Raw genomic sequence first — 21,724 nt, 5'->3', positions numbered from 1 at the left:
CTCAGAACAGTTCGAGTTCGCCGCCGCTATCGTGCGCGTCGCTCACCTCGGCATGGAAGTCCAGCGGTGCATGCGCGCATACGCACAGCGTGGCGGCGAGCCGCACCGAGCCATCGAGCGTGATATCCCACGACGCCAGATGATTCGGCCGGAGTTGCATGAGGTGCGGCACGCAGCGCGCGCTCAGCACGTACGGCGTCGACATGCCGAGGTCGGGAAAATAGCCCAGCAGTTCCTGATTGATCGCGCCGCAACACAGGTTGCTGATTTCGAGGAAGGCTTCGCGAAACGATTTGTCGGGATCGTCTCCCACGAAGTACGCCTTCGTCGCGTCGTCCTCGTCGAAATGCAGCACGAGCAGCATGCGAAAGTCGATGCCCGAGATCGTGAGCACGACCACATGAGCGTGGCGCGCGGCCAGATCGACGCCGCTCTCGGGTAGCACGGCGTCGTCCGGCGTGCCCTGAGTGCCTGGAGTGCCGTAGCGCACGCCAAGCGGCGCGATGTCGCACGGCGCGTCGGCCGCACGGGCGAGCCGCGTGCGGGCGGCCTTATGGAGAATGCGTTCGAAACTGTCGCGTGCGTGAGCGCTGATCACAACGAATCCTGTCGGCTGATTGCGGCCTGCTGGGGCCTAGTGCAGACGCGAATGCAACTGCTGCGCCAGCGCTTCGACGCTGGACAGCGACGCCGCAATCATCTTGCCGCCTGCCTGGATGTCCTGGAACGTGGCGGTCGTGGTCACATCGTTGCGGTGCAGACTGTCGCGATAGCTCTTCGACAATTCCTCCGAACGTGTGGCGAGCGCACGCACTTCGCTCGCCACGATGCCGAAACCGCGACCGGCAGTGCCCGCGCGCGCGGCCTCGATGGAGGCGTTGAGCGACACGATCAGCACGTGACGCACGATCGAGGCCAGCTCGTGGTTCTTCGCGTGCATGTCCTGGTTCTGCGTCATCAACGAAATCATCTGCTCGTGCCACCGCTCGAAGGTCGCAGCCAGACCGCGCAGTCGCGCAGCCTCTCCCGCAATGCGCTGTGCCTCGCCCTGCCACATCGCCTTGGCTTCAAGTACCGAGGCCTCCGATTTGAGCGCGGCCTGCAAGTCCTGTTCCGCCTGCGTCAACCGTGCCTGCAATGCCGCCGTCGCCTCATCGTGGGTCTGCACGAGTGCCTCGTTGCCCGCAACGGCCACGCGTTCGCGCTCCAGCGCCTGCTCAAGCGCTTCGTCATGCGTCTTCGCGAGCGCACGCCAGTGCGCGGTGGCCTGCGCCATGCGCCAGCGATGCGCGACAAACCCGGCGACACCGGCACCGACCACGCCAACGAGCGCGCCGATGAGTAACCATTGAACTGCTTCCATACATCCGTCTCCGAAAGCGGCGCGGCGGCCGCAGACCGCACGGGTCTGCGCCGCCTCACCCATCGTGCTTGCCTGAGGATTCGTGCGTCAGACCGTCCCGGTTTGCGACTGACCGTCGTGGGGCTGGCTCGCCGTATCCGGCGCGTTGTCCCGCGCCACATGCGTCTCACCAGCGCCGATACGCGGCACCACGGCCTCCAGTGCGGGCAGGTCGATGGCATCGGCCGCCACGCTGTTGAGGTCGAAGCCGTCGACGACGAGGTTGTCGGGCAGGCACACTACCGTCTGAAACTGACGGAACTCCGCGCCCTTGCGCTCGTCCGTGAAGCGCAATTCGATGCGACCGTGCTCGCGACGCACGAAGTCCTGCACCGCGTCCATGCCCACACCCCGACCGGAGACTTCGGTGACTTCCGATGCGGTCGAGAAGCCTGGGCGGAAGATGAACTGCGCGATCTGTTCGTCCGTCACGTAGGTCTCAGGCGTAATCCAGCCGCGCTGCACGGCAATGCCGCGAATGCGATGCAGGGCGAGGCCACGACCGTCGTCGGTGAGCGTGACCTGCAGCATGTTGTGATCGAGGCCGACTTCGATGTCGATGGTGCCGGCCACGGGCTTGCCCTTGGCGCGGCGCTCATCCGCACCTTCCAGACCGTGGTCCATCGAGTTGCGCAGCAAGTGCATGAATACGTCGCGCAGAATGCGCACGGCCGGCGCCCGCAGGCGATAGCCGTTGTCGTCGATGCGCACGACCGGCGCCGGTTTGCCGAGTTCGCTCGCGAGCGACGGCAGCGAATCCAGCACGCCGCCCAAGGCTTCGCCAACGCCCTCGGTACCGAGCAGACGCAGCGTCTGGTGCACGGCGTCGCGCATGGCGACCAGTTGGTGCAGATCGTTCGGGTCGGCCGCCTCCAGCATGCGCAGGCTGGCGCGGATGTGCGCGCGGTCGACGACCATCGACTGCTCGTCGGCAGCGCGACCCGGGCCCTTGCGACCGAGGCTGATTTCATTGATTTGCGCGTAGGCGTCCACGGCCTGACGCACGCGTTCGAGTTCACGCATCATGCCGTCCTGATCCCACAGCCGCGCGACATCCGGTTGACGCAACTCGTGATAGCGCTGCTCCGTCTCATGCACCACGTTCGTCAGGTATTGCAGGTTATACGTGCGTGCGTTGCCCTTGATCGTGTGCATGTTGCGGAACAGTTCCGCAATGGCCGCACTGTCGGCCTGCGAATGCTTGCGGATGATGCGCTCGTTCTCGCGAATGAAGTCCGACGAGCTTTCGATGAAGTGATGGAACTTCTCCTGGCTGACCGCGAGAATTTCGCCAATCATCTCGAGACGTTGCTTTTGTTCGTTGGCTTCGGCAGCGAGTTCGCGCAGCTCGGTCACGTCGCGCACGCACAGCATAAGGCGCAGGATGGTGTCGCTCTCGTCCGTGATCGCCGACCACGTCAGGTCGAGCTGTTTGATGCGACCGTCCGGCATGCGCTTGCCGATCTCCCCGACAAGCAAATGTTCGTTGAACGCGAAGTTGATGGCGTCCTGTCCGATGCAGGCGTCGATGGCAGCTTCGACCTGCGACAGTGCGTCCGAGCCGAGATCGCTGTCGCCGAACACCAGTTCCATGACACCGCGCCCCGCAATGTCCTGCGTCTCGAAGATCGCTTCGAGATAGGCGGAGTATTCGCCGTGCACCTTCGAGCCGTCGACCACGGTCAGAATGCCCTGCTGCATGTTCTGCAACATCGCCTGAATGTCGGCCGTCTTCTGCTTGAGTTGCGCCGAGCGCTCCTGAATCTTCTCGATCATGCCGTTGAAGGCCACGATGGAGTGCCCGATTTCGTCCATGCGGCCGACCGGCACGCGACGCGTGAAGTCCTGACTACTGGCAATCTCGCTCATCATCGCCTGCATGCGCGAGAGCGGGCGCGTGATCTGGCGGTACAGCAGCGCGCCAATGGCGGTGAGCAGGACGATCGCAAGACCGGTCACGATGCCGATGGCGGTCGTGGTGGTCGAGAGCGTGTCGTTGAGCGTGGTGATGGCCGAGTCCTTCTGACGGTTCTTCTCGACGCGAAGCGTATTGACCACGCCTTCGAGTTCGTCGCGGTACTGCGCGACCATTGCGAAAAGGAACGCCTGCGCCATCTCGGTCTTGCCGGCCTGCTTGAGTTTGGCGGTGTCGTTGATGGCGTTGAAGTAATTCTCGACGCTCTCGCGGGCCTGCGTCACCAGTCCCTTCTGCGCATCGCTGGCCGCGCCTTCGGCCTGACGTGCGAGCGACTGGTCGATCTCGCCACGCAGCTTTTTGAGCGTGCCGAGCGCCTGTTCGACGACGGTTTCGTCCGGCGCGTACACCAGTGTCATCGTGGCAATCTGCACTGACTTGACTTGCGACACCAGATCGGCGGATGCAAGCGCGCTGGGCACCACGCCCTCCGTCACCTGACGAACCTTCTGCGCGCTGGCGCGTGTCTGATAGACGGCGTAGCCACCGATGATCGAGAGCGCCACGAACGTCAGGATCACCAATAGCGTAATTCGATGACGGATGGTCATTGCGTCATTTCCCCGGGTCGCACCGGCGCCCGGTGCCACGCGTGAGTTGACGCAGTAGATCGGCCGCCGAATTAGTTTGTAGATTCCTCGTGCGCCGTGATTATTGCGGGTGAAGTGTGACGATTCGATGAACCAACGGAAGCTTCACGCTTCCCCGATGGCTGTGCGCCGTGTAGGAATCCAAGATGAGTGAGCGCATACCGACGGCGCTACGAACGGTGGCCGGCGCACGCTTCGGTCCTCCCACCGTCCCATAGGCGGGGAGCCCCAGTCAGTACTAACTTCCGCGCTCGTCGGCCAATGCATCGATACGTTGCAGCGAGGACGCGGCCAATTCGGTGAACTGGCGCCATAGCTCCGGCTTCGCGCGCCCACGCTTGACGATGCGATGAAACCCGAGCGTGACTTCGGGGTGAGTGAGCACCTCCCAACGCACGGCGCGATGGCGGCAGGCGGGCATGGCGAACGTTGGCATGATGGCCGTGCCGATGCCCGCCTCCGCCATGCCGATGAGTGTCTCGAAGCGGCGAAACACGGCGCGCGTGTCGAGCGCGTGCCCGGCGCGATCCATGCCTTCGATACGCGCGAGATGGGTCTCGATCAGTTGCTGGATGGGGTTGTCTGGCGGCAAACCGATCAGGGTGTCGTCGCGCAGCGCATCCCAGGTTGCGCTTCCTTTCGGTGGCTTGCCTGACTTGCGAGGCAGCCGCCTGGGCACCGCGGTGACCTTCATCAGGCGAAACGATTGCAGCAGCGTACGTTCGATACCGTGCGACGCCTTGGTGAAGAAGCCGAAGCCCATGTCGGCTTCGCCCTGCTCGACGAGCGCGTGCACCTGCGCGATTTCCGCTTCGTGCAGTCGGAGATCGACTTCAGGGTGAGCGCTTGCAAACGTGCCGAACCATTCGGGCATGAGATGCGACGACACGAGCGGTGTCGCGGCGATGCGCAGCGTCTTGCGCGAGACCTGCCCGAACGCCGCGATCCGACTCGCCACAGCGTCCAATTGCCCGACGGCTGCACTCGCGACCGGCAGCAGCGCATGGCCCGCTTCGGTCAGCGTGACGCTGCGCGTCGTGCGGTCGAACAATCGGCTGCCGAGCTGCGTTTCCATCTCTCGCATCATGACCGACAGGCCCGCCTGCGTAATGTGCAAACGCTCGGCCGCCCGCGTGAAATTGCCCAGCGTTGCCACAAGCACGAAGGCCTTCAATTGTCGTAGTGAGAGGTTCATTGCCGGTTCGCAAACGTTTCATAAGTGATTCATATCAATTCATATGATAGTCAAAATTCCCTCATGACCGTCGACGCGCTTTAATGGCAGCCATTCCAGAACCCAAAGCGCATCGCCGCTCAGGAGACACCCCATGTCCTCATCGATCGATGTGGCTATCGTCGGCGCCGGTATCGGCGGACTAACGCTGGCCCTTAGCCTGCATGAAGCCGGTATTGCCTGCCGCGTCTACGAAGCCGTCCCTGAAATCCGTCCACTGGGCGTGGGCGTGAACATCCTGCCGCACGCGACGCGCGTGCTCGCTGGCCTCGGTCTGAGCGCCGCGCTGCGCGACGTCGCCGTCACCACGCGCGAGTCGGCGTTCTTCAACCGCTTCGGCCAGTTTGTCTACAGCGAACCGGCCGGGGAATTTGCCGGGTATGCCTGGCCGCAGTTCTCGATCCATCGCGGCGATCTTCAGGGCGTGCTGCTGGCGGCGGTGCGCGAGCGTCTGGGGCAGGACGCCGTCGTCGAAGGTCACCGTTGCACCGGCTTCCTGCAAGACGACGACGCTGTCGCGATTTCGTTCGAATCGCCCGAGGGCGACGCGCTGCCGCCGGTCACCGCGCGTCTGCTCGTCGCGGCGGACGGCATTCACTCGGTCGTGCGCAAGCAGTTCTATCCGGCCGAGGGCGCGCCTCGCTATTCGGGCGTGAACATGTGGCGCGGCAGCGTCGTGTTGCCGCCGTTCCTGAGCGGCGCGTCGATGGTGCGCGCCGGGTGGCTGTCCGTCGGGAAGATGGTGATCTATCCGATTCGCGACAATGTCGACGGCAGTGGCAATCAACTGGTGAACTGGGTGGCGGAGATCGAAGCGCCACAGCCCGCGCGTCGCGACTGGAACGGGATCGGGCGTCTCGAAGACTTCTTCCCGACCTTCGCCGACTGGCATTTCGACTGGCTGGATGTGGCAGGCATGATCGAAGCCACGCAGATGATTCTCGAATATCCGATGGTCGATCAGGACCCGTTGCCACGCTGGAGTTTCGGACGTGTCACACTGCTCGGCGACGCCGCCCATCCGATGGTGCCACGTGGCTCGAACGGCGCCGGTCAGGCGATCCTCGACGCCCCATGTCTTGCCGCGCAGCTGCGCGAACACGGCCTGACGCCCGACGCGCTCACCGCTTACGAACGCATCCGTTGCAAAGCGACCGCCGACGTCGTGCTCATGAATCGAACGGCGCCGCCCGACGCGATCTTGCAGACCGTGCATGAACTCAGCGGGGACAGGCCTTTCGCGCACATCGACGACGTCATCAGCGCCGCCGAGCTCGCGCAGATTTCGAACCGCTACAAGCAGGTCGCGGGGCTGAGCCGGTAGCACGCGTTTGCCTTTGATTTGCCCATTGAAGCAGTCCCACAGAGCCTCGCGCACGAGGCCGACCCAGGAGACAGTGCCATGCCCAACCCGAGCATCGATCTGCGCACACTCATCGATGAGCGGCCCTTCGGCCGCTATCAGATTTTCGTCACGGCGCTTTGCGCGCTGATCGTGTTCCTCGACGGATTCGACACGCAGGCCATCGGCTATGTCGCGCCGGCCATCGTGCATGCCCTGGGCATCGAGCGCGCTGCGCTCAGCCCGGTGTTCTCGGCGAGCCTCGTCGGCCTCACCCTCGGTGCGCTCATCGGCGGGCCGGTCTCCGACCGCTTCGGACGTCGACCGGTGCTGATCGCGGGCATGCTGATCTTCGGAGCGATGTCGCTGGCCACGGCGCTCGCCACGTCCGTCACGTCGTTGCTGGTGCTACGGCTCGCGACCGGCGTCGGACTGGGCTGCGTGATGCCCAATGCCATCGCGCTGACCGGTGAGTTCGCGCCCGAGCGCGTGCGCTCGACCGCCATCATGGTGATGTTCTGCGGCTTCTCGCTCGGTGCCGCACTCGGCGGGCTGGCGGCGGCCGGGCTGATTCGCGATTTCGGCTGGCAGTCCGTGTTCGTCGTCGGCGGCCTGTTGCCGCTGCTCGCAGCGCTGCTCGCGTGGCGCTGCCTGCCGGAGTCGCCCCGGTTCCTGGTCGTTCAGGCGACACACCCGGCGCGGCTGCGCGCGGTTCTGCAAAAACTCGCGCCCGATCTGCCGCACGACGTGAGCATCGACAGCGGCCTCGACGTCCATGCCAAAGGACAGGCGGGCGTCGGTGCGCTGTTCGCCGACAAGCGCGCGCGCATCACCTTGCTGCTGTGGGTGATCTTCTTCATGAGCCTGATGGATCTGTATTTCCTGTCGAGCTGGTTGCCGACAGTGATCCACGACGCCGGGATCGCACTCGACACCGCAGCGCTCATCACGTCGATGCTGCAGATCGGCGGCACGCTCGGCACCCTCACACTCGGACGCGTTTTCGACCGCGTGCCGCCGTTCAGGGCGCTCGGCGTCGTCTATCTCGGTGCTGCCGTCTGTATCGTGCTGGTCGGCATCGCAGGCACATCGGTGACGGTGCTCGCAGCCACGATCTTCGGGGCCGGGTTCTGTGTGGTCGGGGGCCAGATCGGCGCGAACGCCCTCGCGGCGCGCACCTATCCCACGACGATGCGCGGCACGGGTGTGGGCTGGGCGCTGGGGATCGGGCGCATCGGCTCCATCGTCGGACCGATCGTCGGGGGCGTGCTGCTGGCCCTGCACTGGGACCCGCAGCACCTGTTCATGATCGCCGCCGTGCCGGTGTTCGTCGCGAGCGTGGCGGCCTTCGCGATCAGCGTGGGGGCGCGGCGCACCGCGCGTCGCGCCGCCCACGCATCGGGCGAAGCGGTCTGATCAGTACCCGGCAGCGAGGCCGTCGCGACGGCTGTCGCTCGCGGCCACGTAGCCGCGCTCCGGATCGTTGCGATCCAGACGCCAGATGTACTGGCCCGAGCCGAAGTCCATGTACGGATCGTCGATCGACTTCAGCTTGTGACCGAGCGCGACCAGACCTTCCACCGTCTCACGGTTCATCGTCGACTCGATATCGACGGTGAAGTCGCGATTGACCTTCCAGCGCGGCGCATCGCACGCCGCCTGCGGCTGCTGACCGTAGTCGAGCATGCGAACGACCGACTGCAGGTGGCCCTGCGGCTGCATGTCGCCGCCCATCACCCCGAAGCTCATCACGGCCTCGTGCCGACCGTTGACCTTCTGCGTAAGGAATGCCGGAATGATCGTGTGGAACGGGCGCTTGCCGCCCTCGACCACGTTCGCCGACTTCGGATCCATCGAGAAACCGCAGCCGCGGTTTTGCAGCGCGATGCCGTAATCCGGCACCACCACGCCCGAACCGAAGCCCATGTAGTTCGACTGGATGAAGCTGACCATCATGCCCTGTTCGTCGGCCGCCGTCAGGTAGATCGTGCCGCCGGACTTCGGCATGCCGAAGTCGAAGTGCGTCGCCTTGTCGGGATTGATGAGCTTCGCACGCTCGGTGAGGTAGCCGTCGTCGAGCATCTGCGCGGGCGTGACTTCCATCGAACGCGGGTCGGCCACGTACTTGTAGAGATCGGCGAAGGCGAGCTTCATCGCCTCGATCTGCAAGTGCTGCGAATGCACGCGGTCCACTGCGTGGCTGGAGACGTCGAACTTGTCGAGAATGCCCAGCGCGATCAACGCGGCAATGCCCTGGCCGTTCGGCGGAATTTCGTGCACGGTGTAGCCGCGATAGTCCTTTTCGATGGGCGTGACCCAGTCCGCGCGATAGGCACGCAGATCGTCGGCGGTCATCGCCCCGCCGTGCTCGACGTTCCACGCGGCGATACGCTCGGCGATCTCGCCCTCATAGAACGCGCGCGGACCTTCCTTGGCCAGCAGGCGCAGCGTACGGGCATGCCCCGGCATGCGCATCATCTCGCTGGTGGTCGGCGCGCGGCCGTTCGGCATGAAGGTTTGCGCGTAACCCGGCTGGTCCTTCAGCTCAGGCACGGCCGCCGCCCATTTGCGCGCGACGATGTGCGCCACGGCGTGACCGCGCTCGGCGATCTCGATGGCCGGGGCCATCAGATCGGCGAACGGCAACTTGCCGAACTTCGCGTGCAGCGCTTCCCAACCGGCGATCACGCCGGGCACGGTGACCGTGTCGAGTCCGCGCATCGGTTGTTTGGCAATGCCGTGCTGCTCGCCGTACTTCTTGCGGAAGTAGTCGACATTCCACGCGCCCGGCGCGGTACCCGAGGCGTTCAGGCCGTGCACCTGCTTGCCGTCCCACACGAGCGCAAAGCAGTCCCCGCCCAGACCGTTGGATACCGGCTCGACGATGGTCATGCACGCGGCGGCGGCGATCGCGGCGTCGACGGCATTGCCGCCCTGCCACAGAATGCGCAGACCGGCCTGCGCCGCGAGCGGATGCGACGTCGACACGATGTTGCGGGCGAACACCGGCAGGCGCGGCGTCGGGTAAGGGTTTTGCCAGTTGAATTGCGTCATGGGAGTCGCTGTTGTCCTTTATTTATCGTGGTTGGAATAATGCTGCCGACGTGGTGCAAAGCCGTTGGGACCGTCACTGCTCGCGAGGATCCAGTGCGTCTCGCAGGCCGTCACCCAGCAGGTTGAAACCGAGTACCGTCAGAAAAATGGCGATACCGGGAAAAATCGACATCCAGGGCGCCTGCTCGACGAAGTCCTTCGCCGTGTTGAGCATCGAGCCCCACGATGGCAGCGGCGGCAGTTGCCCCAGTCCGAGAAACGACAGGCTCGCTTCGGCGATGATCGCGGTGGCGACCGTGAGACTCGCCTGCACGATGATTGGCGGCAGCACGTTCGGCAGGATGTAGCGCACGATGATGCGCGCATCCGTCAGACCGATGGCGCGCGCGCCTTCCACATAGTCTTCCGCTTTGACGGTAAGCGCCTGCGCGCGTGCGAGCCGCACGAAACGCGGCATGGCCGACACGCCGATGGCAATCATCGCGTTCGTGAGGCTCGCGCCGAGAAATGCCGCCATCGCGATGGCGAGAATCAGGAACGGGATGGAGAGCAGCGCGTCCGCCAGTCGCGACACGACGGCGTCGACCCAGCGACCGAAGTAGCCTGCAAGCAGGCCCAGCGGCACGCCCACGATCACCGCGATGCCGACCGAGACCACCCCGGCGGCCAGCGATGCACGGGCGCCGAAGATCATGCGCGCGAGAATGTCGCGCCCCAGTTCGTCGGTGCCGAACCAGTGCAACGCGCCCGGCGCCTGACGCACCGTCATGAAGCTGGTAGCGATCGGATCGTAGGGGGAAATCCACGGCGCGAGCAGGGCAACGAGCACGGCAAATGCCACGATGATCGCGCCCACGACAGCCGCCTTGTTACGCGCGAATTTGCGTAACCCCCGATAGCGCCGCCGCGGCAGGGACTGCGCGCTTCCCACAGCGGGCGCCACGCTGTGCCCGGGCGCCGGCGCGGCGCCGGAGGGAGTCGCGGAGGGAGTGGATGGGGTCTGAATGGCTGCCATGTTCGAAAGATGTCTCAGGCGCGACGCAGGCGCGGGTTGAGCAGGACGTACAGCACGTCGGCCAGCAGATTGAGCACAATGAAGCTCACGGCGGTGACCAGCACCACGCCCTGCACCACGGCGTAGTCGCGGTTGAACACGGCGTCCACGACCAGCTTGCCGAAGCCGGGAATCGTGAAGACCTGCTCGGTCAGCACCGCGCCGGCGAGCAATTCGCCGAAGAGCAGCGCCAGCACCGTCACGATGGGAATCAGGGCGTTGCGAAACGCATGCTTGAGCACCACCGTGCCGCGCAGCAGGCCTTTGGCGCGTGCCGTGCGGATGTAATCGGTGCGCAGCACGCCGAGCATGGCGCTGCGCGTGTGCCTCATCAGTTGTGCGCCCAGCGCCGCCCCAAGCACGAAGGCGGGCATCACCATGGTCTTGAAGCTCATCCACAAGTCCTCGCCCGGCGGTACGTAGCCGGACGAGGGCAGCAACTGCCAGCGCACCGAGACGAGGAAGATCAGCAGAATGCCGAGCCAGAAGTTCGGGATCGACATGCCCGAGAGCGCCAGCACGTTCGATCCGTAATCGATCGCCCGACCGCGATTGGCCGCCGACAGGATGCCCAGCGGAATACCGATGCCAATGGCGATCACCAGCCCGAACATGGCCAGTTGCAGCGTGACGGGCAGTTTCTGCGCGATGAGCGACGTCACCGGCTCGCCGGTGCGCAGCGAATTGCCGAGGTCGCCGTGCAGCACACTGCCGATCCATAGTGCGTACTGGGTAGGCAGCGGCTTGTCGAGGTGATACTTCTCGCGCAGCGCAGCGATCACCTGCGGGTTCTGGTCTTCACCGGCCATCGCCAGCACAGGATCGCCGGGCAACATCTTCTGAAGCCCGAAGATCATCATCGACACGATGATGAGCGTGGGAATCGCAACCAGCGCACGATGGGCGACGAGACGCAGCATGGCGACGTTCCCCTTAGCCCTTGACGCTCACGCCACGCAGGCGGATGAGGCCGTCCGGATAGGCGACGAAGCCCTGCACCTTCTTCGAGAGCACATACGGCCAGGGCTGCACGTACAGATACAGAATCGGATCGTCCTCGGCGAGAATCTTGTTCGCGGCGTCATACAGCGGCTTGCGCTCGGCGACCGTCGACTTCACACGGGCCTCGCCCAGCAACTTGTCGACTTCCGCATTGCAATACTGGCCGTAGTTCAGATTGCCCTTGCACGAGACGAACTGGTGCAGATTGCCGTCGGGATCCACACGCCCCGACCAGCCGTTGTAGAGCACGTCGAAGTCGCCGCGATGCGCCGCGTCGAGCGCCGCCGCATAGTCCATCGGACGCAGCTTGAGCGTGATGCCCGACTCGGCGAGCATGGCCTGCAGCATCTGCGCCATCTGGTTGGACACGGTGCTGTTGCCGAAGCTCAGCGTCACGTCCACCTTCTCGAAACCGGCCGACTTGAGCAGCGCTTTCGCCTTGGCGACGTCGCGCCTGGTCGTCTTGATCGACGCGTCGTAATACTGGCCCGAGCGCGGCAGCGCCTGATTCGCCGGGGTGAAAATGCCGCCGCCGATCACCTGATTGATGGCGTCGCGATCGATCGACAGGTCGAACGCCTGTCGCACCCGCTTGTCTCGCAGCGCCTTGTTCGCATTGGCGGCCACGTTGAACGTCAGTCCATAGTAGCCCAGCCCGTCCATCGAGACGAACGTGAGATTCGCGTCGCGCTTGACCGACTTCACGTCGGACGGGGACAGGCGTTCGAGCATGTCGAGCGAGCCCGAGCGCACGTTGGCGAGGCGCACCGTCGTATCCGGAATCGGCAGATAGATGACCTTCTGGATCGCGAACTTGTCGGCGTCCCAGAAGCCCGGGAATTTTTCGAGCACCACGCGATCGTTCTGCACACGCTGCATGAACTTGTACGGCCCCGAGCACACCGGATGCGATTGCACGGCGGCGTCGTCCTTGAGCGACTTCGGCGCGAGCATCATGCCCGCGCGATCGGACAGCGTGGCCAGCAGCGCCGAGTCCGGTGTCTTGAGTACGATGTTGACGGTCGAGTCGTCCACGACGTCGACATGATCGATCGACGACAATTCGCTCTTGCGGTTGCTCGCCGGCATGCTGCGCGCGCGGTCGAGATTGGCCTTCACGGCTGCCGCGTTGAACGGCTCGTCGTCGTGAAACTTCACCCCCTTGCGAAGCCGGAACGTCCAGGTCTTGTTGTCCGAACTCACGTTCCAGGCCGTGGCGAGCATCGGCACGAACTTCAGGTCGGTGTCGATATCGACGAGCGAGCTGCACAGCGAGCGCAGCACCATGCGGTCGACCACCTGGGAGCTGCGCGCGGGATCGAGCGAACCGATGTCTTCCTGCAAGCCGATGCGCAGCGTCGATTGCGCCATCGCCGAGGCCGCCCCGGTCGTCAGAGCCGCCGCCAAAACAAGATCGAGCAGAACGTTGCGCATGCGTGGGATCCCTTGTCTGTGTAATGGTGTTGTGAAGGTGTGGTTATGCAGAGGTCGCGCCGGTGTTGCTGATGGTGCCTGCGGTGCTGAGTGTGTCGACGGCAGCGCCGCCGGCCTGCGCCTGACGCGCGCGATACAGCGCGAGTCGCCGGCCGAGCTTCTCGCTTGGCGCGGCCGCGCGCGCAGGACTGGCTCCGGCGTTCTGGATGTCCCGCCAGAAGTGGCATGCGATCTGACGTCCGTCCACCAGCACTTCGGTCACCGGCCGTTGCTCGCGGCACGCGTCGCGCGCGTGCGGGCAGCGCGGATGAAAACGGCATCCCGGCGGCGGCGCGGTCGGGCTGGGCAATTCGCCACCCAGCGGGGCACGCGCGCGTCGAAGGTGCGGGCGGCTCGCCGGAATCGCCTGAAGCAACGCCTGCGTGTACGGATGCAGCGGGTTATCGAAAAGCGCGTCGGCGCTCGCCAACTCCACGATCTCGCCGAGGTACATCACCGCCACGCGGTCGCTCATGTGACGGATGACCGCCAGATCGTGCGCGACCATGATGAGCGTAAGCCCGAAGTCGTGTTTGAGGCGCTCCAGCAGGTTGATGACCTGCGCCTGTACGGAGACGTCGAGCGCGGAGACCGGTTCGTCGCCGATGATCACGCGCGGCTCGCCGGCCAACGCGCGTGCAATGCCGATGCGCTGACGCTGGCCGCCGGAAAACTCGTGCGGGAACCGCTGCGCGTAATCGGGTTGCAGACCCACGGTGCGCAGCAGCTCCGCCACGCGCTCGTCCTTCGCCCGCCCGCGCGCCAGGCCATGCAGCGCGATGGGCTCGCCGATCAGTCCGCCGACGGTCATGCTCGGATTGAGCGAGGCAAACGGGTCCTGAAAAATGATCTGGAGTTCGCGCCGCAGTCGTCGCATCGCGCCGGCGCCCAGCGTCATGATGTCTTCGCCCTGATAGCGCACTTCACCCCGTGTCGCATCGAGCAGACGCAACAGCAGACGCCCCAGCGTCGACTTGCCGCAACCGGACTCTCCCACGATGGCGAACGTCTCGCCCGCCTGCACCGAGAACGACACACCGTTGACGGCATACACCGTCGGTGCGCGCGAGAAACCGACGCGATGGCCGCCGAAGTGCTTCGTGAGCTCGCGCGCTTCGAGAATGGGGGTGGGCGCACTCATGCGATCACCGCTTCGCGAACGGGCGACGTCTGCGCTTCGACCGGCGCGAGCCAGCAGGCAACGCGGTGCGCGCCGGACAACGTTTTCTCGGTGGGTGCCTCGCGGGTGCACCGGGCTTCGGCGAAGGGACATCGCGGCGCAAAGCGGCAGCCGGAGGGCATGCGTTCGGGCGACGGCACGGCGCCGCGAATGGTCGCGAGCGTGCCTTCGCGCTTGCCGATGGATGGAATCGCGCCCATCAGCCCGATGGTGTACGGGTGCTGCGGGTCGTCGAAGATTTCGCTCACCGTGCCGTATTCGACGATCCGTCCGGCGTACATCACGGCAACGTCGTCTGCGACCTCGGCCACTACGCCGAGATCGTGCGTGATGAGCACGACGGCGGTGCCGGTTTCGCGTTGCAGCGTCTGGATAAGGGAGAGCATCTGCGCCTGAATGGTGACGTCGAGCGCCGTGGTCGGTTCATCCGCAATGAGCAACGCGGGACGGTTGGCCAGCGCCATCGCAATCATCACGCGCTGACGCATACCGCCGGACAGCTCGTGCGGATAGTTGTCCAGCCGGGTTTGCGGCGCGGGAATGCGAACGCGCTTGAGCATGTCGAGGGCTTCGGCTCGCGCAGCGCGGCGGTCCAGTCCGCGATGACGTCGAATGCCCTCCTCGATCTGGTGCCCGACGGTGAAGGACGGATTGAGCGATGTCATCGGTTCCTGAAAGATCATCGCGAGCCGGTTGCCGCGCAAGTCGGCAAATTCGCGCTCGTCGAGCGCGAGCAGGTCGCGGCCCTCGAACAGGGCGCGACCGGCCACGACGTTCGCCGGCGGACTGGGCAGCAGCCCCATGAGCGAGAGCGACGTCACGCTCTTGCCGCATCCCGACTCGCCGACGATGCACAGCGTCTTGCCGGGATGCACGGCGAACGACACGCCGTCGATCAGGTTGGGCGCGTCGGGCGCCTTCGAGAATTTCAGCGACAGTCCGGTGACGTCGAGCACCGGCCCAGCGTCTGCGGGCATGGTCATGAGCGCGTTGTGTGGGTCGGCATTGCTGCGTCTATCCGCCTCAGGCCGGGCCATCCGGTCATGAGGAATGTGCATGACACGATTATGTCTCCCGCGCAGAGAAAAGAAATATTAATATTTCTTTTTCACGATTAAGTTATTTTTAACTCTCAGATGCTCACCTTGCGCATGTTGAAGACGTTCCGGCTGGTCGCGCAAACCGGCTCGTTCGCGGCGGCCGCCGAGCGCGCTGCGCTCACGCAGGCAGCCGTGAGCTTGCAGATGCGGGGCCTGGAAGACGCCGTTGGGCAGCGGCTCTTCGATCGCCGGGGACGCCAGATCACGCTCACCCGGCAGGGGCGCGATCTGTTTCCCCGCGTCGAGCAAATCCTGGCGCTCACTGCCGAGCTGACCGCCACGCCCGCCGACACCATGCAGGGGCCCGTGACCATCGGCGCGGTGGTGTCGGTCATCGGCGCGCTCTCGCTGGTCGTGGCCGAATTGAAGACGGCACATCCGGGACTCGACGTGCGACTGACGTCGGCGCGATCGGACGAACTGACCGATCTCGTCGAACAGGGTGAGGTGGATATCGCTGCGGTCGTGGCACGCGCCGACGATGCCCGCGCGGACGGTCTGGTGTGGACGCCGCTCTACACCGAACCGATGATCATGGTCGTGAATCGCGACATTACCGAGTCCGACCCGCAACACATTCTGGACAGCGCCGCCTTCCTGCGTTTCGACCGTCGCGTTCGTACGGGACTGGTCGTGGAGCAGGCGTTGCGGGCAGCGAAGCTGAGCGTGACGGAATATCTCGAACTCAACTCCATCGAAACGATCGTGGCGCTCGTGCGCAAGAACGTCGGCGTCTCCGTGCTCCCGTTGTTGCATCGTGGCGACTGGCAGTCGGACCCTCTGCTTCGCATCGTGCCGATTGCCGAGCCGCCCTTGCTGCGCACTGTGGGCATGATTCATCGCGAGCACGATTCGCGCACGCACGACATCACCGAGGCCATCGTCGGCATGCTCCACGAGGTGTGAGCAAAGCGACAAGTCACAGACGTGACAACGGCGCGAACGTTGTCGCGCCGTTGTTTGTGCACCACGTCATGCAGACGATCAGTCTTTCGTTTCCAGTGCCTTGTTGATGCGCAGCGCCAGCAATGTGCAGACCGCCCCGGACAGCAGATAGCCGCTCACGGCGATCAGCCCGAACTCTGCCGACAACCCCAGGGCGACGAGCGGTGCGAACGCGGCCCCGAACAACCATGCGAAGTCGGTCGTGAGCGCCGCGCCGGTGTAGCGAAAGCGTTGCTCGAAGTTCGACGTCACCGTGCCGGCGGCCTGCCCATATGAAAGTCCGAGCAGGCCGAAGCCGACCAGAATGAAGATGTCCTGCTGGGCCGACCCGCCGCCCATCAGAAATGGTGCGAACAGGGCGAAAACGGCAATGAAGATCGCGAAAAGCCCCAAAGTGGTCCGCCGGCCAATGCGATCGGCAATGCGTCCCGAGAGCACCGTGCAGATGATCGCGACAACCGCCCCGCATAGCTGCACGATCAGCACACTGTTGAGGTCCTGCGTGTTTTGCAGCGAAATCCACGACAGCGGGAACACCGTGACCAGATGGAAGAGCGCATAACTGGCGAGGGCGGCAAAGGCGCCGAGGAAGATGTTGTAGCCCTGCGAGCGCACCATCTCACGCGTGCTGATCGGCTCCAGTTGTCCCTCTTCGAGCATGGCCGTGTACTCATGCGTCACGACCAGACGCAGCCGTGCGAAGAGCGCCACCACGTTCACGGCAAACGCGACGTAGAACGGATAGCGCCAGCCCCATGTCAGAAAGTCGTCCGGCTCAAGACTCCAGTGCAGGAACAGGAACAGGGACGCCGCGATGATGAATCCGATGGGCGCGCCCAACTGCCCCATCATCGAATACCAGCCGCGTCGCTGCGGCGGTGCATTCATCGCGAGCAACGATGGCAGCCCGTCCCACGAACCGCCGAAGCCGATACCCTGCAACAGACGGAAGAACGCGAGCAGCCAGATCGCACGATCGCCCAACACCGCGTGGCCCGGCAAAAAGGCCATGCCGGCCGTGGCTGTGCCGAGCACGAACAGCGCCGCCGTGAGTTTCACACTGCGACCCCAGCGACGCTGCACGTTCATGAACAGCGCCGTGCCGAACGGTCGCGAAATAAACGCGAAGGAGAAGATCGTGAACGAATACAGCAGGCCGTGAAGGCCGTCCGCGAATGGGAAGAAGACGTGGGGAAAGACGAGAACGGCAGCAATGCCGAACACAAAGAAATCGAAATACTCCGAGGCGCGTCCGACCACCACGCCGACCGCGATTTCCTCTGGCGCGATGCGGGACTTACTCCCGTGATCGTGCGCCGTCGGCGCGGCGGGTACGCCCGGGGTGGGCGTTTGATGAGCACTGCTTGACATTATCGGACCCCCTCGCGGATCGGGATGACGATGACACTCGTGCCAGAAAAGCATCGCAGGTATCGCGAGTCACCGCCATAGGGTTTACCCTAAATTGATGCATCAAGATGCGGGGTCCATGATGGGTACGGTCTAAGGCTACGGTTCCATCGATCGCAGCATGACTTCCCCCAAGTTCCGCCGCGGGGTACTTTTACTCCCCGCCTTCGCGCTGCTGTCTGGCTGCAATACCGTCCTGATGTCGCCTTCGGGGGATCTCGCGGTGAGGCAGCGGGACATCATCATCATTTCCACCGTTCTGATGTTGCTGATCATCGTGCCGGTGATCGTGCTGACATTGGTGTTCGCCTGGCGATACCGGGCATCGAACAAGAACGCCGTCTACACCCCCGAGTGGGATCACTCGACGCTGCTCGAACTGCTGATCTGGGCGGCGCCCCTGCTCATCATCATTGCGCTCGGTGCACTCACGTGGGTCAGCACGCACAAGCTCGACCCCTACCGTCCGCTCGAGCGTATCGACGCCAGACGCGACATACCGCCCGACACCCGTCCGCTCACCGTGCAAGTGGTCGCGATGGACTGGAAGTGGCTGTTCTTTTACCCGGATCAGGGCATTGCGACCGTCAATGAACTGGCTGCGCCCGTGGACCGGCCGATTCGCTTCGAGCTGACCTCGACCACGATGATGAATTCGTTCTTCGTGCCTGCGCTGGCCGGTCAGATCTACGCCATGCCGGGCATGGAGACGAAGCTGCACGCGGTCATCAACAAGCCCGGCGTGTATGACGGGTTCTCCGCGAACTACAGTGGCGCGGGCTTCTCGGGCATGCGCTTCAAGTTTCACGGCATGACGGCAGACGAGTTCGACGCCTGGGTCAGGCAGGTGAAGGCGAAAGGCGAAAACCTTTCGCGCGACAAGTACGAGGCGCTCGCCAAACCGAGCGAATGGGTGCCGGTGAAGTATTACGCCGACGTCGCTCCCGACCTCTACGAGGCGATTCTGAACCGTTGCGTGCAGCCGGGCCAGACCTGTCTGAAGGACATGATGGCCCAGCCCAACCACTCACACGCCAACCGGGGCCGCTCGCGCGGCACCGATGCCACCGACGCGCTCCTCTCCGACGCCATGTGTACGGCGCAGAACACCGTGCAGTTCGCGCTGGATGCGCAGCGCGCGCCCGGTTCGGCGCTGGCGCAGTGACGTGTGCGGTGAAGTGCGCGGTGACGTTGTGACGCAATGAGTGGGGCCCGGGTGCATGGCGACACGTCGCGCCCATCTCCCCGACAATGACGCGCCTTGCGCGCGAATGATTCCAGGTTCGAGCTTATGGACATCGTCAAGCTGATCTTCGGTCGCCTCACCCTGGAGGCAATCCCGTACCACGAACCCATCCTCATCGCGACCTTTGCAGGCGTGGCGATCGGCGGCGTCGTCGTACTGGGGGCCATCACCTACTTCAAGCTGTGGGGCTACCTCTGGCGGGAGTGGTTCACGAGTATCGATCACAAGAAAATCGGCATCATGTACGTGATTCTGGGCATCGTCATGCTGCTGCGCGGTTTTGCCGACGCTGCGATGATGCGCATGCAGCAGGCGGTCTCGTTCGGCGACAACATGGGCTATCTGCCGCCGCATCACTACGATCAGATTTTCACGGCGCACGGCGTGATCATGATCTTCTTCGTGGCGATGCCGCTCGTCACCGGTCTCATGAACTTCGTGGTGCCCTTGCAAATCGGCGCGCGCGACGTGGCGTTCCCGTTCCTCAATAACTTCAGCTTCTGGATGACCACGAGCGGTGCGGTGCTCGTCATGATGTCGCTCTTCGTCGGCGAATTCGCCCGCACCGGCTGGCTCGCCTACCCGCCCTTGTCCGGTGTGCTGCAAAGTCCGGACGTCGGGGTCGACTACTACATCTGGGCGTTGCAGATCGCCGGGGTGGGCACCCTGCTCTCGGGGATCAACCTGCTCGTCACCATTGTGAAAATGCGCGCACCGGGCATGACGATGATGCGCATGCCGGTGTTCACATGGACCTCGCTGTGCACCAACGTGCTGATCGTGGCGGCGTTCCCGGTGCTCACCGCCGTGCTGGCGCTGCTCGCGCTCGATCGCTACGGTGGCACGAACTTCTTCACGAACGACCTCGGCGGCAACGCCATGATGTACGTGAACCTGATCTGGATCTGGGGTCACCCCGAGGTCTACATTCTCGTGCTGCCGGTGTTCGGGGTGTTCTCGGAAGTCGTTGCCACGTTCTCGGGCAAGCGACTGTTCGGTTACGCGTCGATGGTGTATGCGACGGTCGTGATCACGGTGCTGTCCTACCTCGTGTGGCTGCACCACTTCTTTACGATGGGCTCGGGCGCCAGCGTGAACTCGTTTTTCGGGATCACGACGATGATCATCTCGATACCGACCGGCGCGAAGATCTTCAACTGGCTCTTCACGATGTACCGGGGACGCATCCACTTCGAAGTGCCGATGCTCTGGACGGTCGGCTTCATGGTGACGTTCGTGATCGGCGGCATGACCGGCGTGCTGCTCGCCGTGCCGCCGGCGGACTTCTCCCTGCACAACGGCCTGTTCCTGATCGCCCACTTCCACAACGTGATCATCGGCGGGGTCGTGTTCGGCGTGTTCGCCGCGATCAGTTACTGGTTTCCGAAGGCGTTCGGCTACAAGCTCGATCCGTTCTGGGGCAAGTGCTCGTTCTGGTTCTGGTTCATCGGTTTTTACGTCGCATTCATGCCGCTCTATCTGCTCGGCCTGATGGGCGTGACGCGCCGCGTGAGCCACTTCGACGATATGTCCCTGCAAATCTGGTTCCAGGTCGCCGCCGTGGGCGCGCTGCTCATCGCGATCGGCATCGGCTGCTTCATCATCCAGCTGGTTGTGAGCTACCTGCGCCGCGACCAGTTGCGCGACGACACGGGCGACCCCTGGGGCGGCCGCACGCTGGAGTGGTCGACGTCGTCGCCGCCGCCGGTCTACAACTTTGCCTTCACGCCGCTCGTTCACGACAACGACGCCTGGTGGCAGATGAAGCAACACGGATTCAAGCGTCCGATGGACGGATTCATCCCGATCCACATGCCGAAGAATACCGGTGCGGGCATCATCCTCGCCGGGCTGGCGACGGTCTGCGGCTTCGGGCTCATCTGGCACATGTGGCTGGTGGTGATCGTGGCCTTCGTCGCGCTGCTGGCCGTGGCCATCGGTCATACGTTCAACTATCACCGCGACTATTACATCCCGGCCGATCAGGTCGAACACACGGAGGCAGCGCGCACGCGCCTGCTCGCCCAGCATGTCTGATACGACCGCAACCTTCCCGGCAGGCGGCGCCCCGCTCGGCGGCGGCGCCCACGCCCCGGCATCAGCGCCGCCGCGCGACGGCGAGTTGAAGTTCATGATGACGAGCGACTACCACCCGCCGGGTGGCACGCTGCTCGGCTTCTGGATCTATCTGATGAGCGACTGTCTCGTCTTCGCCTGTCTGTTTGCGGCGTATGGCGTGCTCGGTCGCAATTACGCCGGCGGTCCCACCGGCGCGGAACTGTTCGAACTGCCGCTCGTGGCAGTGAACACGACATTCCTGCTGCTCTCGTCCATTACGTACGGGTTCGCGATGCTGGAGATGCAACGGCGTCGCCAGCGGGCCGTCACCGGTTGGCTCATCGTGACGGGCATTCTCGGCGCCGCCTTCCTGTCGCTCGAACTGTACGAGTTCGCCACCCTGATTCACGAAGGCGCCGGGCCGTGGCGCAGCGCGTTCCTGTCGTCGTTCTTCACGCTGGTGGGCACGCACGGGCTGCACGTCACGTTCGGCATCATCTGGCTGATCACGTTGCTGGTGCAGATCAACAAGCACGGACTCACGGCGCCGAATCGCCGCCGTCTGATGTGTCTGTCGATGTTCTGGCACTTTCTGGACGTCGTGTGGATCGGCGTCTTCACGTTTGTCTATCTGATGGGGGTGTTGCCATGAGCCAAGA

General features: G+C 64.3%; 17 protein-coding genes. 6 read left to right on the top strand and 11 right to left on the bottom strand.

The window, feature by feature from the left end; all coding sequences use genetic code 11:
- Position 1: 1 nt before the first annotated feature.
- The 4 genes from PCA31118_RS15320 to PCA31118_RS15305 form a co-directional block, all read right to left on the bottom strand.
- Positions 2-598, bottom strand: coding sequence for a hypothetical protein (locus PCA31118_RS15320; protein ID WP_150626014.1), 597 nt, complete (start codon positions 596-598; stop codon positions 2-4).
- A gap of 36 nt (positions 599-634) precedes the next feature.
- The gene (locus PCA31118_RS15315) at positions 635-1,363 is read right to left on the bottom strand and encodes a methyl-accepting chemotaxis protein (protein WP_150626013.1); all 729 of its coding nucleotides are present in this window, start codon (positions 1,361-1,363) and stop codon (positions 635-637) included.
- Between the two features lie 87 nt (positions 1,364-1,450).
- A complete protein-coding gene (locus PCA31118_RS15310; RefSeq protein WP_246190247.1) occupies positions 1,451-3,928 on the bottom strand; it encodes an MCP four helix bundle domain-containing protein in 2,478 nt (825 codons plus the stop codon).
- Between the two features lie 277 nt (positions 3,929-4,205).
- Positions 4,206-5,162 carry a LysR family transcriptional regulator gene (locus PCA31118_RS15305; protein ID WP_150626012.1) on the bottom strand — a complete coding sequence of 319 codons (957 nt, stop codon included), beginning with the start codon at positions 5,160-5,162 and terminating at the stop codon, positions 4,206-4,208.
- Between the two features lie 133 nt (positions 5,163-5,295).
- Between PCA31118_RS15305 and PCA31118_RS15300 the strand changes: the two genes are divergently transcribed.
- Together PCA31118_RS15300 and PCA31118_RS15295 are read left to right on the top strand one after the other, a co-directional pair.
- Entirely contained in the window at positions 5,296-6,525 is a 1,230-nt protein-coding gene (locus PCA31118_RS15300; RefSeq protein ID WP_150626011.1) for a flavin-dependent oxidoreductase, read from the top strand.
- A gap of 78 nt (positions 6,526-6,603) precedes the next feature.
- Positions 6,604-7,959: an MFS transporter gene (locus PCA31118_RS15295; protein WP_150626010.1), complete on the top strand. Its 1,356-nt coding sequence runs from the start codon at positions 6,604-6,606 to the stop codon at positions 7,957-7,959.
- Here the strand turns inward: PCA31118_RS15295 and PCA31118_RS15290 are convergent, their stop codons facing one another.
- The 6 genes from PCA31118_RS15290 to PCA31118_RS15265 all read right to left on the bottom strand — a co-directional run bounded on the left by PCA31118_RS15290 (position 7,960) and on the right by PCA31118_RS15265 (position 15,283).
- The gene (locus tag PCA31118_RS15290; protein ID WP_150626009.1) at positions 7,960-9,597 is read right to left on the bottom strand and encodes a gamma-glutamyltransferase family protein; all 1,638 of its coding nucleotides are present in this window, start codon (positions 9,595-9,597) and stop codon (positions 7,960-7,962) included. It lies immediately after the preceding gene.
- 73 nt (positions 9,598-9,670) lie between these two features.
- Positions 9,671-10,612, bottom strand: coding sequence for an ABC transporter permease (locus tag PCA31118_RS15285; protein WP_246190246.1), 942 nt, complete (start codon positions 10,610-10,612; stop codon positions 9,671-9,673).
- A 14-nt stretch (positions 10,613-10,626) separates the two neighbouring features.
- On the bottom strand, positions 10,627-11,571 hold the full coding sequence (locus PCA31118_RS15280) for an ABC transporter permease (RefSeq protein ID WP_150626008.1): 945 nt from the start codon (positions 11,569-11,571) through the stop codon (positions 10,627-10,629).
- Between the two features lie 13 nt (positions 11,572-11,584).
- Complete coding sequence (locus tag PCA31118_RS15275) at positions 11,585-13,087, bottom strand: ABC transporter substrate-binding protein (RefSeq protein ID WP_174990487.1); 1,503 nt, start codon at positions 13,085-13,087, stop codon at positions 11,585-11,587.
- Between the two features lie 43 nt (positions 13,088-13,130).
- Entirely contained in the window at positions 13,131-14,267 is a 1,137-nt protein-coding gene (locus PCA31118_RS15270) for an ABC transporter ATP-binding protein (protein ID WP_150626007.1), read from the bottom strand.
- Entirely contained in the window at positions 14,264-15,283 is a 1,020-nt protein-coding gene (locus tag PCA31118_RS15265; protein ID WP_343043289.1) for an ABC transporter ATP-binding protein, read from the bottom strand. Before PCA31118_RS15265 ends, PCA31118_RS15270 begins: the two co-directional genes overlap by 4 nt.
- Before the next feature lie 159 nt (positions 15,284-15,442).
- Between PCA31118_RS15265 and PCA31118_RS15260 the strand changes: the two genes are divergently transcribed.
- Positions 15,443-16,312 (top strand): LysR substrate-binding domain-containing protein, encoded by an 870-nt coding sequence (locus PCA31118_RS15260; RefSeq protein WP_150626005.1) that lies wholly within the window; start codon positions 15,443-15,445, stop codon positions 16,310-16,312.
- A gap of 78 nt (positions 16,313-16,390) precedes the next feature.
- Here the strand turns inward: PCA31118_RS15260 and PCA31118_RS15255 are convergent, their stop codons facing one another.
- On the bottom strand, positions 16,391-17,722 hold the full coding sequence (locus tag PCA31118_RS15255; protein ID WP_150626004.1) for an MFS transporter: 1,332 nt from the start codon (positions 17,720-17,722) through the stop codon (positions 16,391-16,393).
- 160 nt (positions 17,723-17,882) lie between these two features.
- On the opposite strand from PCA31118_RS15255, the gene cyoA reads away from it, so the two are divergent.
- From cyoA to cyoC, 3 genes are all read left to right on the top strand, one after another.
- Positions 17,883-18,926, top strand: a complete 1,044-nt coding sequence (gene cyoA / locus PCA31118_RS15250; RefSeq protein ID WP_150626003.1) for a ubiquinol oxidase subunit II — start codon at positions 17,883-17,885, stop codon at positions 18,924-18,926.
- 126 nt (positions 18,927-19,052) lie between these two features.
- Complete coding sequence (gene cyoB, locus PCA31118_RS15245; RefSeq protein ID WP_150626002.1) at positions 19,053-21,044, top strand: cytochrome o ubiquinol oxidase subunit I; 1,992 nt, start codon at positions 19,053-19,055, stop codon at positions 21,042-21,044.
- Complete coding sequence (cyoC, locus tag PCA31118_RS15240; protein WP_174990486.1) at positions 21,037-21,717, top strand: cytochrome o ubiquinol oxidase subunit III; 681 nt, start codon at positions 21,037-21,039, stop codon at positions 21,715-21,717. The genes cyoB and cyoC overlap by 8 nt, the downstream gene beginning before the upstream one ends.
- Positions 21,718-21,724 lie beyond the last annotated feature (7 nt).

Origin of the sequence: Pandoraea captiosa, from assembly GCF_902459775.1 — a bacterium.
Classification (GTDB): domain Bacteria; phylum Pseudomonadota; class Gammaproteobacteria; order Burkholderiales; family Burkholderiaceae; genus Pandoraea; species Pandoraea captiosa.
Note: the sequence above shows the minus strand (reverse complement) of the source record. Positions and strands in the feature narration are given on the sequence as shown.

Coding starts and splice junctions, on each gene's coding strand:
- PCA31118_RS15315 (WP_150626013.1), bottom strand. CDS start 1,363: ATGGAAGCAGTTCAATGGTTACTCATCGGCGCGCTCGTTGGCGTGGTC.
- PCA31118_RS15310 (WP_246190247.1), bottom strand. CDS start 3,928: ATGACCATCCGTCATCGAATTACGCTATTGGTGATCCTGACGTTCGTG.
- PCA31118_RS15305 (WP_150626012.1), bottom strand. CDS start 5,162: ATGAACCTCTCACTACGACAATTGAAGGCCTTCGTGCTTGTGGCAACG.
- PCA31118_RS15300 (WP_150626011.1), top strand. CDS start 5,296: ATGTCCTCATCGATCGATGTGGCTATCGTCGGCGCCGGTATCGGCGGA.
- PCA31118_RS15295 (WP_150626010.1), top strand. CDS start 6,604: ATGCCCAACCCGAGCATCGATCTGCGCACACTCATCGATGAGCGGCCC.
- PCA31118_RS15290 (WP_150626009.1), bottom strand. CDS start 9,597: ATGACGCAATTCAACTGGCAAAACCCTTACCCGACGCCGCGCCTGCCG.
- PCA31118_RS15285 (WP_246190246.1), bottom strand. CDS start 10,612: ATGGCAGCCATTCAGACCCCATCCACTCCCTCCGCGACTCCCTCCGGC.
- PCA31118_RS15280 (WP_150626008.1), bottom strand. CDS start 11,571: ATGCTGCGTCTCGTCGCCCATCGTGCGCTGGTTGCGATTCCCACGCTC.
- PCA31118_RS15275 (WP_174990487.1), bottom strand. CDS start 13,087: ATGCGCAACGTTCTGCTCGATCTTGTTTTGGCGGCGGCTCTGACGACC.
- PCA31118_RS15270 (WP_150626007.1), bottom strand. CDS start 14,267: ATGAGTGCGCCCACCCCCATTCTCGAAGCGCGCGAGCTCACGAAGCAC.
- PCA31118_RS15265 (WP_343043289.1), bottom strand. CDS start 15,283: ATGCCCGCAGACGCTGGGCCGGTGCTCGACGTCACCGGACTGTCGCTG.
- PCA31118_RS15260 (WP_150626005.1), top strand. CDS start 15,443: ATGCTCACCTTGCGCATGTTGAAGACGTTCCGGCTGGTCGCGCAAACC.
- PCA31118_RS15255 (WP_150626004.1), bottom strand. CDS start 17,722: ATGTCAAGCAGTGCTCATCAAACGCCCACCCCGGGCGTACCCGCCGCG.
- cyoA (WP_150626003.1), top strand. CDS start 17,883: ATGACTTCCCCCAAGTTCCGCCGCGGGGTACTTTTACTCCCCGCCTTC.
- cyoB (WP_150626002.1), top strand. CDS start 19,053: ATGGACATCGTCAAGCTGATCTTCGGTCGCCTCACCCTGGAGGCAATC.
- cyoC (WP_174990486.1), top strand. CDS start 21,037: ATGTCTGATACGACCGCAACCTTCCCGGCAGGCGGCGCCCCGCTCGGC.